Annotated in this window: 9 protein-coding genes and 1 pseudogene; 2 read left to right on the top strand and 8 right to left on the bottom strand. The window is 71.3% G+C overall.

Translation table 11 applies throughout. The features are described from left to right. Positions 1 to 58 precede the first annotated feature (58 nt). Entirely contained in the window at positions 59 to 2,302 is a 2,244-nt protein-coding gene (locus ACBJ59_RS33930; protein WP_375114276.1) for a trypsin-like peptidase domain-containing protein, read from the top strand. Between the two features lie 50 nt (positions 2,303 to 2,352). On the opposite strand, the gene ACBJ59_RS33935 is transcribed toward ACBJ59_RS33930, so the two are convergent. From ACBJ59_RS33935 to ACBJ59_RS33970, 8 genes and pseudogenes are all read right to left on the bottom strand, one after another. Then, entirely contained in the window at positions 2,353 to 2,646 is a 294-nt protein-coding gene (locus tag ACBJ59_RS33935; protein WP_375114495.1) for a thiamine pyrophosphate-dependent enzyme, read from the bottom strand. Between the two features lie 55 nt (positions 2,647 to 2,701). After that, a pseudogene (locus ACBJ59_RS33940) lies at positions 2,702 to 4,024 on the bottom strand (thiamine pyrophosphate-binding protein); the annotation flags it as partial. A 35-nt stretch (positions 4,025 to 4,059) separates the two neighbouring features. After that, positions 4,060 to 5,433: a hypothetical protein gene (locus ACBJ59_RS33945; protein WP_375114277.1), complete on the bottom strand. Its 1,374-nt coding sequence runs from the start codon at positions 5,431 to 5,433 to the stop codon at positions 4,060 to 4,062. 26 nt (positions 5,434 to 5,459) lie between these two features. Next, positions 5,460 to 8,375 carry a peroxidase family protein gene (locus tag ACBJ59_RS33950; protein ID WP_375114278.1) on the bottom strand — a complete coding sequence of 972 codons (2,916 nt, stop codon included), beginning with the start codon at positions 8,373 to 8,375 and terminating at the stop codon, positions 5,460 to 5,462. 299 nt (positions 8,376 to 8,674) lie between these two features. Then, positions 8,675 to 9,022: a hypothetical protein gene (locus ACBJ59_RS33955; protein ID WP_375114279.1), complete on the bottom strand. Its 348-nt coding sequence runs from the start codon at positions 9,020 to 9,022 to the stop codon at positions 8,675 to 8,677. Between the two features lie 129 nt (positions 9,023 to 9,151). Then, positions 9,152 to 10,123, bottom strand: a complete 972-nt coding sequence (locus ACBJ59_RS33960) for a LysR family transcriptional regulator (RefSeq protein WP_375114280.1) — start codon at positions 10,121 to 10,123, stop codon at positions 9,152 to 9,154. A gap of 113 nt (positions 10,124 to 10,236) precedes the next feature. Then, entirely contained in the window at positions 10,237 to 11,238 is a 1,002-nt protein-coding gene (locus tag ACBJ59_RS33965) for an acyl-CoA desaturase (protein WP_375114281.1), read from the bottom strand. A 20-nt stretch (positions 11,239 to 11,258) separates the two neighbouring features. Continuing rightward, positions 11,259 to 11,573, bottom strand: coding sequence for a UBP-type zinc finger domain-containing protein (locus tag ACBJ59_RS33970; RefSeq protein ID WP_375114282.1), 315 nt, complete (start codon positions 11,571 to 11,573; stop codon positions 11,259 to 11,261). Positions 11,574 to 11,994: 421 nt separating this feature from the next. On the opposite strand from ACBJ59_RS33970, the gene ACBJ59_RS33975 reads away from it, so the two are divergent. Then, positions 11,995 to 13,986 carry a hypothetical protein gene (locus ACBJ59_RS33975; protein WP_375114283.1) on the top strand — a complete coding sequence of 664 codons (1,992 nt, stop codon included), beginning with the start codon at positions 11,995 to 11,997 and terminating at the stop codon, positions 13,984 to 13,986. The last annotated feature ends 4 nt before the right edge of the window (positions 13,987 to 13,990 follow it).

The following is a 13,990-nucleotide window of genomic DNA, read 5'->3' on the forward strand; positions in this document are numbered from 1 at the left end:
TAATGTGACATGTCCCTGTAGGAGAGAATCGCCGGGAACTCTGAAGCGGCAGACTGTTATGGATATATCTGCAGAAGTCCGGGAAAACAGGGTCGAACACACCAAGGCCGCCGCCGTACGGTATCGCTGGAGCGGCTCCGAGCGCGACGAGGCCGGGCGGAGGCGCGAGCGGGGAGAGGCGTTCCCCGACACGCCGGAGATGCTCGCCACCCGCACCGCCCGCCTCATCCAGCGCAACGGCATCCCCGTCGAGGCGGCGCTGGAGGCCACCCGGCCCGACGTCCTCGACCGCCCCAGGATGTACGAGCGCATCCTCGGGGTGGCCAAGGACCTGCAGGCGTGGAGCTTCCTGCCCCGGGGCGCGCGGGCCGCGCGGACCGTCGCCCGGATCTCCGTCTGCGAGAACGGCCGCGAGATCCCGATCGGCACCGGCTTCCTGGTCTCGCCGAGGCTGATGCTGACCAACCATCACGTGTTCCCCGACGTCACGGTGGCGCGCTCGGCCATCGTGGAGTTCGACGCCCAGGTGACCGTCGACAACGCCCCCGACGTGGCCAGGCGGTTCTTCCTCGACCCCGATGCCCTCTTCGTCGCCGACCGCGATCTCGACTACGCCCTGGTCCTGGTGAGCCCCGGCGCCGACGGCCGGCCCGTGGGCGAGACGTTCGGCTGGAACCGGCTCAGCGTCCAGCGGGGCAAGCTGGTCATCGGGGAGGCGGTCAACATCATCGGCCACCCCAGCGGCCGGCTCAAGGAGATCTCCATCCGCGAGAACCGGCTGGAGGCCCGGCTCGACGACTTCCTCCAGTACCAGACCGACACCGAGCCCGGCAGCTCCGGCTCCCCGGTCTTCAACGACCAGTGGGAGGTGACGGCGCTGCACCACAGCGGCGTCCCCAGAACGGACGGCCAGGGCCGGATCCTGCGGCGCGACGGGCAGGTGTGGCACGAGGGGGACGGCGACGACGCCGTGGACTGGGTCTCCAACGAGGGCGTGCGCATCAGCGTCATCCTCAAGCACCTCGCCGCGCTGCCGCTCGACGGGAACCGGCGGGCGCTCCTGGCCGAGATGGGACGCGAGTCCGGGCTCCAGGACCGCCCCCTGGACGGGCTCCAGGACCATCCCCCGGATGGCCTCCAGGACCATCACCCGGACGGGCTCCTGACCGGACCCCGGCCCCAGCCACAGACCGGGCCCCAAGCCGAACCTCAGAACGGGCTCCAAGCCGAGCCTCAGGACGGGCCCCAGGGCGGCGTCGCCCCGCGAACGGCCGCCGCCGGCCTGGTCCCGCCCCCTGCCCCCTCGGTCGACGGGATCCCCGTCGAGACGGGCGCCCAGGCGAGCGCCGGGCCGCTCCCGGCCGGCGTGCCCGTCCAGGCCGGCGTGCCCGGCGCCGGGCTGGCGTCCCGGCCGACCGCGTTCGGCGGGTCCGTACACCTGGTCTTCCTCCATGGCCGCGGCCAGCAGGGACACGATCCCGAGCGGCTGCGCCGCTACTGGACCGCCGGGCTGAACGGCGGCCTCACCCGCGCGGGGCTGGACACCATCACGCCGGACGACGTCTGGTTCCCCTTCTACGCGCCCCGGCTCGTCCAGGCCATGGGAGCGCTGGAGACCCTGCCCACCTTCGCCCGGGAGGCCCTCGGCGATCCCGTGGAGGCCGCCGCGCCGCAGCCCGGCGGCGCGCGCCGGCTGTACGAGCAGCTGATCACCGAGGCGGCGGCCCGGACCGGCATGCCCGAGCCGCGGCCGGTCGGCGAGGAAGGGCTGAGCGATGCCGTGCACCAGGCGTTGAGCTGGCTGGCCGACACCACCGACCTGGACCGGCTGTTCATCGCCGCGATCTTCGGGGACGTCGCCGCCTACCTCGACGACCAGCGGGTACGGGAGGCGGTGCTGGACTGCGTCCTCCAGACGATGCCGCGTACCGGCCGGTTGGCGCTGGTCACCCACAGTCTGGGCACGATCGTCGCCATGGACCTGCTCACCCGGTTGCCCCCGGAGGTGGAGGTCGATCTGCTCGTCACGACCGGCAGCCCGCTCGGCCTGGACAGCGTCCATGAGCGCCTGCTGTCCGGCGGGCCCCACCGTCCCGGCCTGGTGGCCCGCTGGTTCAACGTCTGGTGCCCCATCGACCCGGTCGCCATCGGCTGTCCCCTGAGCGACCACTGGGAGGGAGAGCTGACCGAAATACCCGTCGCCAACCCGGCGGGCCGGGCCCACGACATCGAGGAGTATCTCGCCCACCCCGAGGTCGCCCAGGTGATCGGTGGCACGCTCACCGCTCCGGCCCCGGCGTGACAGCGCGGGGACGGACGGAGGGCGGCGTCGCCGAGGACCGGCGCTTCCCGCTATTCCGGAGGGCTGCTGGACCGGAGGCGGTCTTCGAGGGTCTCGACCAGGCCGGCGATCACGCCCTCGGGTGAGGGGCTGTAGTGCGGGACGGCCCACCGGGTGATTTTGGCGTCGATCACCGTGGGCCGGCCGGAGCTCAGCGCCGCGCGGAAGGCGTGCTCGAACTCCTCGAGCGTCTCCACGCGGTGGCCGTCGGCACCGCACGCCCGCGCGTAGGCCGCGAAGTCGGGGTTGTCGAACTCGACGAGCCCGCTCTCCAGGTACGTCGAAAGCTGGTAGAGCTTGATCAGCTACGGCCGTCATCAGCTCGAAGCCGGACAGGGAGTAGCACCCGTCGCCGCAGCCGACGACGACCGTCCGCTCCGGTTGCCCGACCTTCACCCCGATCGCGCCGTTGACGTGCCCGGCCATCGGGCCGAACGAGCCGGCCTTGCGGAAGTTCTGGCCCTCCTCCACGTCGACGTAGTAGCCGAGCCACGCCAGATGCGCCCCGGCGTCGGCGAGGAGCACGCCGCGCTCCGGGAGCATGCGCCCGATTGCCTGCGCGAGCTCGCCCGGGTGGATCTTCCCGGTCAGGTGGGTGATGTGCCTGGTCTCGTAGTCCCTGCCCTCGACCTCGGCGGGCGGCACCTCGCCCACCTTCCCCGCCAGCGCGTCGGCGATGGCAGCCACCGCCGGTCGCGCGTCGGACAGCAGCGCGTGGTCAGGCTTGTACGCCTTGCGGAACTCGTTCTCCGAGATGTTCACGTGGATGAGCAGCTTGCCGTCGAACAGGTCCTCGCGATAGTTGAACGTGGCGTGCTGGTTGAGGGAGTTCCCGACGCACAACACGACGTCGGCCTCGCGGAAGGCCTTCCAGGCGGCGGCGTGACCGCTGTCGGCGAAGACGCCCACCGACAGCGGGTGCCGTTCCGAGACGATGCCCTTGCCGTCGAGCGTGGTCAGCAGCGGGATCCGGAAGCGTTCGATCAACCGCTTGAGCTCCGGGCCCGCGCCGCTGCGGACGGCGCCGAACCCGGCGAGCGCGACGACGCGCCGGCCCTGGGTGATGGCCTCGGCCAGCACCGACGCGATCTCCTCCACACGAGCCGGGTCGGGCAGGACCGGCGCGACGTCGAGGCGGACGGGCCGGACGTTCGCCACCTCGACGCCGCGCTCCGTCAGGTCCAGGGGGACGTGGATGTGCACCGGCCCCGGCCGGCCCGCGAAGGCGAGGTTGACCGCCTCCTCCAGCACGTCGCACGTGTCCGCGGCGTCCTCCAGCAGGAAGGACTTCTTGGTCGTGGCCGCGAACATGGCCTGCGAGTCGGGTGTCCCGTTCAGGCCCGAGGTCTCGTTGAGCGAGCCCCATCCCTGCCATTTCCTGGGCGCGTACCCCGAGACGGCGAGGACCGGGTAGGAGTCGGACATCGCCATGGCCAGGCCGGAGAACAGGTTGAACGCCCCCGGCCCGGCCGTGGCGAAGCAGAAGCCGAGCTCGCCGGTGAACATCGCGTACCCGCACGCCATGAACGACGCCGCCTGCTCGTGCCGGGTGATGATCGGCCGGATCCGCGGCGAGTGCTTCAGCGCCAGCATCAGGCCGGCCGCGTTCTCCCCCGCGCCGCCGAAGGCGGCCCGCACCCCGACGTCCTCCAGCCCTTTGACGATGGCCTGGTAAACCTTCATGTCGTCCTCCTCGGCCGACCGGATGGCGCGCGCGGCTACGCGTGCCACCGCTCGGCGTGCCGTACGTGCGCGTCGGTCGTCCCGTCGGCGAAGAACCGCTCGTAGTACTCCGGCTCGACGTGGTGTGCCTGCAGCCAGATGCCGGGCACGTGGATGGCGTCGGTGTGCGCGGGGAACCGTCCGTGCGTGTCGTGGATGTACGTGCAGATGTCCCGTACGCACTCGATCACCGGCCGGTCGTACTCGCCCGCCTCGGCCAGGTAACGACGTCCGTAGTCGCCCTTGTAGATGCGGGCGAAGGTGCTCTCGTCGCTGTAGATGCCGCCCGGGCCGAACTTCGCCCGCACGACGCTTTCGACGGCGGCGGCCATCGAGGGGTGGTAGGGCGGGCAGGCGGCCTTGATGAGGTGCTCCCCGCCGGCCCGGAGGCCGACCGGGTGGGAGCGCAGCGCGGCGTACTTCGGCAGTGGAACGTGCCAGCGCAGCACGTCGGCGAGGCGGAAGCGCGGCGTGACGAAGTCGAAGCCGAGCATCCGGCCGTAGGCCCGGGAGAACTTCGGGTCGCCGAGCATGATCTGCGGGTGGATCGTCGCGTGGATCCAGGCGCCGAGGCCCATGGCGTCCGCGGTCAGCATCAGGTTCTGCAGGAGCAGGTCGGCCTCGACCTGGGTGCGCATCGGTCCCAGGGCCCCGAGCGGCAGCTTGAGGTCCCGGTTCAGGAACCCGCTCCTGATCCATTTGCCCACGCCCGCCGGGCGGTAGAAGTTGCGGTCGTCGACGAGGACCGGCCTGGCTCCCTCCGGCTGGGTGAGCAGGTACATCAGCCCGTTGATGTACTGGTGGGACAGATCCACCACGGGCAGGAACAGCGTGGTGCCGGGGAGGTTGGACAGGAAGCGGTTGGAGTCCAGGTAGGCCGGGAAGTCCCGCAGGCCGTCGCCGACGTCGAGCCGGTGGGGCAGGACCCGCACCTTCGCCTGGCGGGCCCGCTCGACCAGCGTGCCGGCGTCGAAGGGCAGGTCCGGGGAGGGCGGCAGCTTCCTCAGGTAGTAGGTGCCGGTGTCGTTGATCATGAAGAAGTGGGTGCCCTGGGCGTTGTCGGGGCTGCCCGCCGTACGACCGGCCATGGTGAGGTTCGGCTTGGCCATGATGGGCTCGCCGTCGCGCGGGTCCTCGAACGGCCGGTCCGGCATGGTGAGGCCGGAACAGCCGGTGAGCGCGATGAGCACCGCCTCCTCCAGCTCCGTCAGCGGCATCGGCGGGTGCGGCGACCGGTAGCTCATCGAACCGGCCGGGACGGACGCGCCCCGGCTGACCCGGTGCGTCCGCCGCTTCCAGATGGTCTCCAGCAGGGGCCGCGACATGAGCTCCCGCAGCCCTTCCTGCCTGGTCACCGGCTTCATGTGCATAGTGGCTCTCGCTTCCGCTCGTTCCCTCAGGCGCGCGCGGGCCCCTCGGGCCCTTCCGGCGTCGCCGGGCGCCAGGGCGCGAAGGCGCTCGCCGTTCTCGGCAGGTGGCCCGCCAGCTCGGGGCAGTGCCGCAGGATGACGCTGGTCATGCCGTTGCGCTCGATCCAGTCGAGCCCCAGCGGGGTGTAGATCTCAGGCCGGAAGTCGACGGTGAGGAACCGGTCGCTCTGCAGGCGGCGGCTGGCCATGAGGATGAAGATGCGGAACGCCGTGTCGCTGAAGCCGAAACGCTCGGGCGGGTTCTCCGCGAAGAGCCCGACCACGGTGTCGATGTCGTCGACCGTGCGGTAGACGTCCTTGAGCCGGGCCAGCGCGTCCGGGTCGGAGGTGAGGTCCTCGAAGCGCCGCAGGCGCGGCTTGTGCAGCCCGGCGCGGAAGTCGTTGTAGCGCGGCACGCCGCGGCGGCGGGTGCGGACGAGGTCCACCACGGACAGGTCGATGATCTCCCCGTCCCGCTCGAACGCCTGCAGCGCGCGCGGGAAGTTGCGCAGCGTGATCGCCCCCGGGTGGGCGATGCCGAACGAGTAGAGCGAGTTCGCCAGGCCCACCCCGCGCATGACCGTCTCCGTGGCCTGGCCCTGCACGTCGTCGAAGCCCAGGGTGCGCAGCGTGCGCCCGGACGCGTGGTCGGCGATGCGGTAGTCGTCGGGGATCAGCGGGTGCATGCGGTAGACGGTGACGAAGTCCTCGGTGAGGGAGTAGGGCACCTCGTGGTGGTCCGGGAGGGTGTCGGGGATGCCCTTGAGCGCGTGCTCGTCGGTCAGCCACAGCCCGAGGTGGGTCAGCCAGTTCCGCGGCGGTCCCGCCCAGTTGGCCTTCAGCCCGACGTCGATCAGATCGGTCGCGAGGATCGCGGGCGTCCACTCCACGGTGTGGATCTTGGCGATCAGGGCGGAGACGACGAGCCGCGCCACGTGGTAGACGGTGTCCTCGTCCATGCCGGGGTACTCGCCGCGCAGGGCCTCGCACACGGCGTTGTGCTCGCGGGCGAAGAGGGTGTGCATGACGCTGAGCCCGAGCCACCAGTTCTCCCGGAACCCGGTGATCGGGATGCCGTCCGGCCCGGGCGCCAGGTGCCCGTCCTCCAGGTGCAGCGCCGCGCCGCCGCCCGGCTCGCGCAGGGACTTCGCGACGCTCTCGTCCCCGCCGTAGACCTCCGAGCCGTCCCACCAGTGGGAGGCGGCGTTGGCGCTCAGGATCGGCGGCCCCGCGCTCCCTGGCGGGCGCACGCCCTGGTCCTCGGCGAAGCGCATGACGGTCTCCGGCGCGCCGCCCGGGGTGTTGGTCCAGGTCATGCCGGGGGGCAGTGGCACCTCGACGCTCTTCGTACCGACCGGGTGACGCTTGTGGTCGACCCAGTCGTGCACCTGGAACTGGATCCACGCGGCGGCCAGGATGTTCAGCGAGCGCGCCGGGATGAAGGTGTCGCGGTGGAGCAGCTCCCTGCTGACCACCAGCGGATTGGGCACGTCGAAGAGGTCGGGCCGGTAGACGGGCCGCAGGTTACGGCCGAACGGCGAGCCGAGCGCGCCCATCGCCGGCGCGGACAGGTCGTTGTAGGTGCCGTCGTACGTGCGGCGGGTCCGCAGGTGCTCGTCGATGGGCGGCGGCACCGGGTGGGCCGCCGGCGGGGCGTCGCGGGTCTCGGTGTCGATGAGGTTGTCGCGGCGCAGCACCTGGCGGATGGCCTGGATGTTGAGCAGGCCCAGCCAGGTCGGCAGCTTGTGCCACGGGACGGCCCGGTTGAGGGCGCCGAAGCCGCGCTGCAGCAGCTCGCCGACGACGACGTTGCGCCCCGGCGGCGGCGTGATGAAGCGCAGGCCGCGGCGGTGGGCGCTGCCGGCCTCGTAGGCGGCCTTGCGCGCGCGGTTCAGGTTGCCGAGAGGACGGAACTCGTCGGTGGTGTTCCACGGGTCGAAGGCGAGCTGGTCGATGTGCAGCGCGATGGCGCGCGCGTCGGCGGTGTCGAGGTCCTGGCGCGGGATGGTCAGCGTGGCCACCGGGATGGCGGGGGTGTCCTCCTCCGGCCAGTCGGTCGCGCCGTTCTCGATGGGCGTGCTCCTGGCGTCCACGTAGCGTTGCACGCACAGCTCGAAGACGACGTCCGCCCTGGCCAGCCGGGCGGCCAGCTCGTGGCTCAGGTAGTCGGGGTCGCTCCGCGAGGCGGGCGGCGCCGCCGGCGCCCCCGCGGCCGGGCGGAGCCGGTAGCGCACCGGCCCGGCGGGTCCCCACAGGATCGCACCGCGGCTCCAGTACGTCTCGAGCGCGAGGCTGCGTACCTGGTGCCTGATTCCCTCGGTCACGTTCCGCCGCATGCGCGCGGCCGCGGACCAGCCGACCGCCAGCGGCAGCTTGACGAACGCCCCGATCGCCCTGCGCGGGGTCGAGTCCGCACCGGCCATGGCCCGCGCGAACGCGACGAACTCGCGCGCGTCGCGGGCGTGGGAGACCGGATAGTTCGTCATCAGCAGGTCGTGGGCCTGATCCGGCCCCACCTGGACCCGCAGCGCCGCCCCGCGCAGATCGGGGGCGAAGTCCGGCCCGCGGGTGCCGGAGGCGTTGGACAGCCGCACCGTGACCGGGTATTCGGCGCCAGGCTGGGCGAAGCCGGTCCGCAGGTCTTCCGGAAGGTCCTGGCGGAACGCCATCCTGGCGTTCTCCACGCCCAGAATCGCCTTGGCGTGGAAGGCCCGCTCTATGCCGGGGGCGCCGCTGCGTCGCTGGATCCTCAACTGGACCCGCATGAGATCGCGGGCCAGCCGTTCGAAGATCACCCGTTCTCTCTCGGGGGTGCCTCCGACATAACGCTCGTACTGCTCGGTCGCGGGTGATTCGCGCACCGCCGGAGTTTCGCCGGCAACGCGCTCCTGTTGTCTGGTCATGTGGATTCCCTCCCGGCACTCGCCCGCACGAGCGGTTCGCGCGACCCTGGAATGCGATTCCCGCCGGGAATTCAGGCGCATTGTCAGAAGGCGCGCGCCCGGCGGGCGGGCAGGTCAGGCCCGGCTGTCCCATCATCGCCGGGGGCGATGTCGGTACGGAACAACGCAGGGTGCATTCAGCCCAAGGGATATCCTTCCCGATTTACCAGCGAACCAAAGATGCGCCTTTCTTTGACCAATGCGGGAACGGGTGCGCGTTTAATTTCGCACTTTTGCGGCTCTTCACCTGCTCTGTCCGATCAGGTGTCGTCGCCTGGATCGCCACCCGTGGCGGCGTCGAGAAGGTGCGCGCCGGCGTCGTGCAGGGTGATGCCCGTGCCGCCCGGAGAACCGGCGGGCATCCAGTCGTCGTCGGCGGCGACCGCCCGGAAACGGGTGTCGCGGGTCGGACCATCGCCGACGAGGTGGCCGCACAGGCGGCCCGAGCGGTCGTACACGGCCCAACGCCCGGCGTCCACCTGCGGCATCGCGTCCGGGTTGTCCTTGAGCCACTGCGCGTTGGCCGCATGCCCGGGCCGCGCGTCGGTCTCGCTCCGGCTGTCCGGAGCCTCGTCCACCTGGTTGTCGTTCTCGCGAGCGCTACTCATACGGTGTCTCGCTCTCCATAGGTGCGCCCGACCGGCACACACCGCCGGACGGCGGCGTCCCGGCGAACGCGCGGAGCCTGAGTGCTCCTGGACCCGCGATCCTACCGGCTGCTCCAGGGGCGGCGTTCCTCAGGCGGGCTCATCACCGGAGCTGACGGCGCTGGGAGTGCCATCGCCGGGCGCCGATCCGGTGGCGGGACCGAGGGGTTCCAGCCAGCCGAGCCGCTCGGCCAGGTCACGGGCGCTGCCGATGACGGTGGCGATGTGAGAGGAGGGGTTGGCCTCGTGCCACAGCAGTGACCACGGGTAGCGGGTGGCGGGCTCGATCAGCGGCCGCCAGGTGGTGCCCGGCCGGTTGGAGGTACGGAAGGAGGAGGGGACGCAGTAGACGCAGCGGTGCTGGAGGACGAGGTCGGCCGCGGCGCGGCTGCTCTGCACGGTGCCCTCGTAGACGGTGGGCGCGAACCCGGCCGAGCGGCACAGCGTGAGGACGAACTGGTTGAGCTCCGGGGTCTGCGACTCCTCGCCGAGGAGCAGGCGCTCGTCGGCGAGCGCGGCCACGGACACGCCGTCGAGCCCGGCGAAGCGGTGCTCGTCGGGCACCAGCACGCCCAGCGGATCGAGCCTGATCAGCTTGGAGGTCACCTCGGCCGGCGCCTGGGAGGCGTGCCCGATGGCGATGTCCAGGCGGCCGTCGGCCAGCTGCCGGTACTGCTCGGAGGTGCCCGCCTCGACCTGATGGATCGTGATGCCGGGGTGGCCGCGCTGGAGCTCGCGCAGGATCTGCGGCATGGTGTCGTAGCCGGCGTCGATGATGCCGGCACGCAGCGTGGGCGCCGATGTGACGGCGTTGCGCGCGGCCTGCCCGGCCCGGCCCACGTGATCGAGGATCTGGCGCGCCTCGACGAGGAAGGCCGCGCCCGCCGCCGTCAGATCGACGTGGTGGGTGCTGCGGTCCAGCAGGCGCACGCCCAGCTCCCGTTCCAGCCGCTGGATCTGCTGGCTCAGCGCGGACTGCACGATGTGCTCGCGGGCGGCCGCCCGGCCGAAGTGCAACTCTTCGGCCAGCGTCACGAAATAGCGCAACTGCCGTAACTCCATGCCCGCCACCCCTTCCCACCCGGGCGGCACCCATTACGGGCTATTTCCCCCACTCTAGGTGCCAGGTGGCGGTACTGGAGCGCGCCTGATCCGCGGCAGACCCCGGGCGCCGGTCAGTCGGCGGCGGGGGCACCGTCGGGTGGTGGCGGGCCGGCGCGGCGACGCTGGACGCGGCCGGCGTCGGGCCAGTGCACGTCGCTCACCCAGCCGGCCCGCTCGAACAGGCGGATCATGGCGGCGGACGGGTCGACCTGGCCGCGATCCACACCGTGCCGGGCGCAGCTGGGCTCGCTGTGGTGGCCGTTGTGCCAGCTCTCGCCGAAGGACAGCAGGGCCAGCGGCCACACGTTGGTCGAGCGGTCGTGGCGCCGGGTCTTGAAGGGCCTGTCGCCGATGACGTGGCAGAGCGAGTTGACGCTCCAGGTGACGTGCTGGAGCAGCGCGATGCGGATCAGCCCGGCCCACAGGAAGGCGGTCAGGCCGCCGTACAGGGTGCCGGAGAACGCCCACCCGGCCAGGAACGGCAGCGCCAGCGACAGCGCGCACAACGCGGGGAAGGCCCGGGCGACGCGTCGCATGGCCGGCTCCGCCAGCAGGTCCGGGGCGTACCGGTCGGCCGGGGTCCGGTCGTCGGTGAACAACCAGCCCAGATGGGCGTGGGCAAGCCCCCGAAGCTGCCCGCGCAGGTCGGTGCCGTACCGGTAGGGGGAGTGCGGATCGCCCGGCCGGTCGGTGAACGCGTGATGGCGGCGGTGCACGGCCACCCAGTCGATCACGTTCCCCTGGAAGCCCATCGACCCGGCGACCGCCAGCGTCACGCGCAACCACGGCCGCGCGGTGAAGGAGGCATGGGTGAGCAGCCGATGGAACCCGACCGTCACCCCCAGGCCGGTCACCACGTACAGGATCGCGGCCACGAGCAGATCGGTGAGCGCGACTCCCCGCCCCCACGCCAGGACGATCACCAGGCCGAGGGCGACGAACGGCAGCACGACGATCGCGGCCGTCAGCGCCACCTGTGGTCGGGAAGCGGGATCGTGCTCTTCCGCTCCGGGGAACGGTGCGGAGCCGTCGTAGTCCTGACGGCGCTCCACCGCTGGTTCGGTGATAGCCATGAAGTCTCTTTCGTCTCGTTTCATACGTTTCGTCGGTGCACGTAGCAATAGCGCCAGGTCGACCCCGGCTCCAGGGATGCGACCACGGGGTGGTCGGTCTCCTCGTAGTGGGCGCGGGCGTGGCCGCCACCCCGCGCGTCATCGGAACAGGCCACCCAGCCGCAGCTCAGGCACACCAGCAACCGCGTCCAGGCATGGTCGGCGACCGGGCACGCCTGGCATTCGCGTTTCGCGGATTCCGCGACCGGAAGCGCGTTCATGTGATCACAGCGCGGTGCCTGACCGTTCAGGCCCGCCCGCGCCGCTACTTTCGTTCCCTCCGCGTCCAGGGGCATCGCGACCGCCTCACGGTGACAGACGGCGCACAATGCGCCGGCTGTTCACTCACCAGTCAATGGGGGCGGCCGTTCAGCGGAAACGTGCAATCCCAGCAAAGCCCATCATCAGGAGAGATAGCAGGCGCTGACGTGCTCGGGGACCTGGGGGCCGTGAGCGGTCGGGCGGGGGCGTCGCGCAGCCGCTCCACGCGGATCCCGCGCGACAGCGGCTCCGACACGGCCGCCGCGGCCAGCGTGGTCAGCAACGTGGTCTTGCCGGAACCTGAGGGGCCCATGAGCGCCACTCGCGCGGCTCCCTCTGCGTCGTGCCCGAAAGGTTATAAGCCGAGTGCCGCCGGCTCACCTGTGGGAGGGTTGGTGCCACGTAGTCGTACGGCCCGGCCCAGGCCACCGTCCAGGGTCGAGGGAGGAGCGACGCGTGGCCCATCCGACGGTTCCCTGGCATCCCGACCTGTCCGGGATCGACCCTGATCGCATGGACGCGTTCGTCACCGCCATGGACCGAGCCTGCGGGGTCGTCGCCGAGCAGACCCAGGCGATCAGGGCAGAGCTGACGCGCGTGGGCGCGGGCACGCTGACGTTGACCCCGTTCGTGGAGATCGAAGGCTGGGTCCGGGGGCAGGTGCCGGCGTTACGGGCGCGCAACGCCGTCATCCGCAGGCGCGTCCCCGGCTGGGCGCCGGGCATCGTGACGTACGACGAGACCGCGATGCCGTTCGCCACGCCGGAGCAGTCCCGGCGCGAAGGCGCGGCCATGGGCGCGCTCTTCCGGCAGTACGCCCTGGAGGCCGAACGCGGCATGAGCAGCCCGCGGCCGAACGACGCCGCCCAGCGCTTCAAGGAGCTGATGGAGCGGGTGCTGGCGCACAAGGGCGACCCCGACTTCGCCGCGGCCTTCTTCGGCGAGCTCGGGACAGCGGGAACCGTGGCCCTGCCCAAGAACATCCTCGACCTGTTCGGGCCGGCCGCGACCGGCATCCCCGTGGGACCCGAGGAGAAGAAGATCCTCGGCGACTTCAGCCGCCTGTTCGCCGCCGCCACCACCGCCTCCCCTCCCGACCCGCGCTTCCCCAAGATCATGAGCGACATCGAGCGGGGCGGGGAGGGCATCGACGCCGACTCGCTGTCCTGGCTCGTCAGCGAAGGCGCCTTCCCCACGCAGTGGCTCACCGCCGTGGCCCGCCGCCACCTGCAGCCCACCCCGACCGGCCGCGTGGACACCACCGGCCGCTTCCTCAGCGCCCTGTCCCGCAACCCCACGGCGGCCCGGGCCTCGGCGCCGGATCTCGCGCGGCTTAGCACGCACGTGTCGCGCGACCCGGCCGCCAGCGACGCGTTCGGCCGCATGCTGGCGGCGGCGTCGGGCGTGTACGACGAGAAGGACGGGGCGCACAGCGAGAACGCGGCCAGGTTCGCGTTCCAGGTGATCACGCAGGGGCCGGGACTGCTGAAGCACGACGCGATGCGGAAACACTTCGCCGAGATCGCCGGCGCGTACGCCACGGAGTTCGCCGCGACACCGCCGCCGATCGATCCCGACTGGCAACTGCCGAGCCAGTTCGGCGGCTTCAACGACAAACTGATCGGAACGTCCCCGATGTTCCGCCTGTCCCTGACGGACAACTATCGGTTCATGAAGACCTTCGCCGACACCGATGCCCACATGGAGCCGTTCAACAGAGGCATGGCGGCGCTCACTCAGCGGCTCTTCCAGGCGGGTGTGCGAGCGGACCGGCACCTGCTGGCCTTCCCCCCTCCGGACCGGCGGCAGCAGGAGACGGCGGTCGAGCAGGTCTTCTCCCGGCTGGGCACGGTCGCGGGCATCCAGTTCGCCGCGATGAAGGCCGTCCGGGGCACCGCGGACCTCAAGGACAAGGAGGACGTCGAACGCTTCGGCCAGGTTCTGGACAAAGGGATGGACGCCGGGATGCTGTTCCTTCCCACCGCGGGTGGACTACCCGCGGCGGCGGGCTGGATGTTCCTCAGCTGGGGACTCAAGGACGGCATCGCGGCCGCGATGGAGCCGGACCTCCGGATGCCGGACGTCAACCAGAAGGAGCTGGCGCATGCGCGCGGCGCCCTCTACGAGATCGCCGCCGGGCTCGTCGCGCAGGGCTACACCTCGAAGGATCCTCCTGTCGGGTTCAAACCTCCGACAGACCCGCTCCTCGTCGATGCGCAAGGACGTCTGAGGCCGTACTCGGAGATCAGCGCGAATCCGCAGGCCACCAAGGCCTTCCTGGTTTGGCTGAAGGAGAACGGCAGCGTCGATAACGAGGCTGACCGTCGGATGATGGGAAAGGTGGCCGCTGCGGCGGCCTCGAAGTTCGCGGGTGAACGGGACAACGCGGAGAAACACCTCACCACGATTGATCCCGATCTGAAGAAGGTTCTGGACGGAGGAGACTGAAGAA

Source organism: Nonomuraea sp. MTCD27, assembly GCF_041950495.1.
GTDB lineage: Bacteria > Actinomycetota > Actinomycetes > Streptosporangiales > Streptosporangiaceae > Nonomuraea.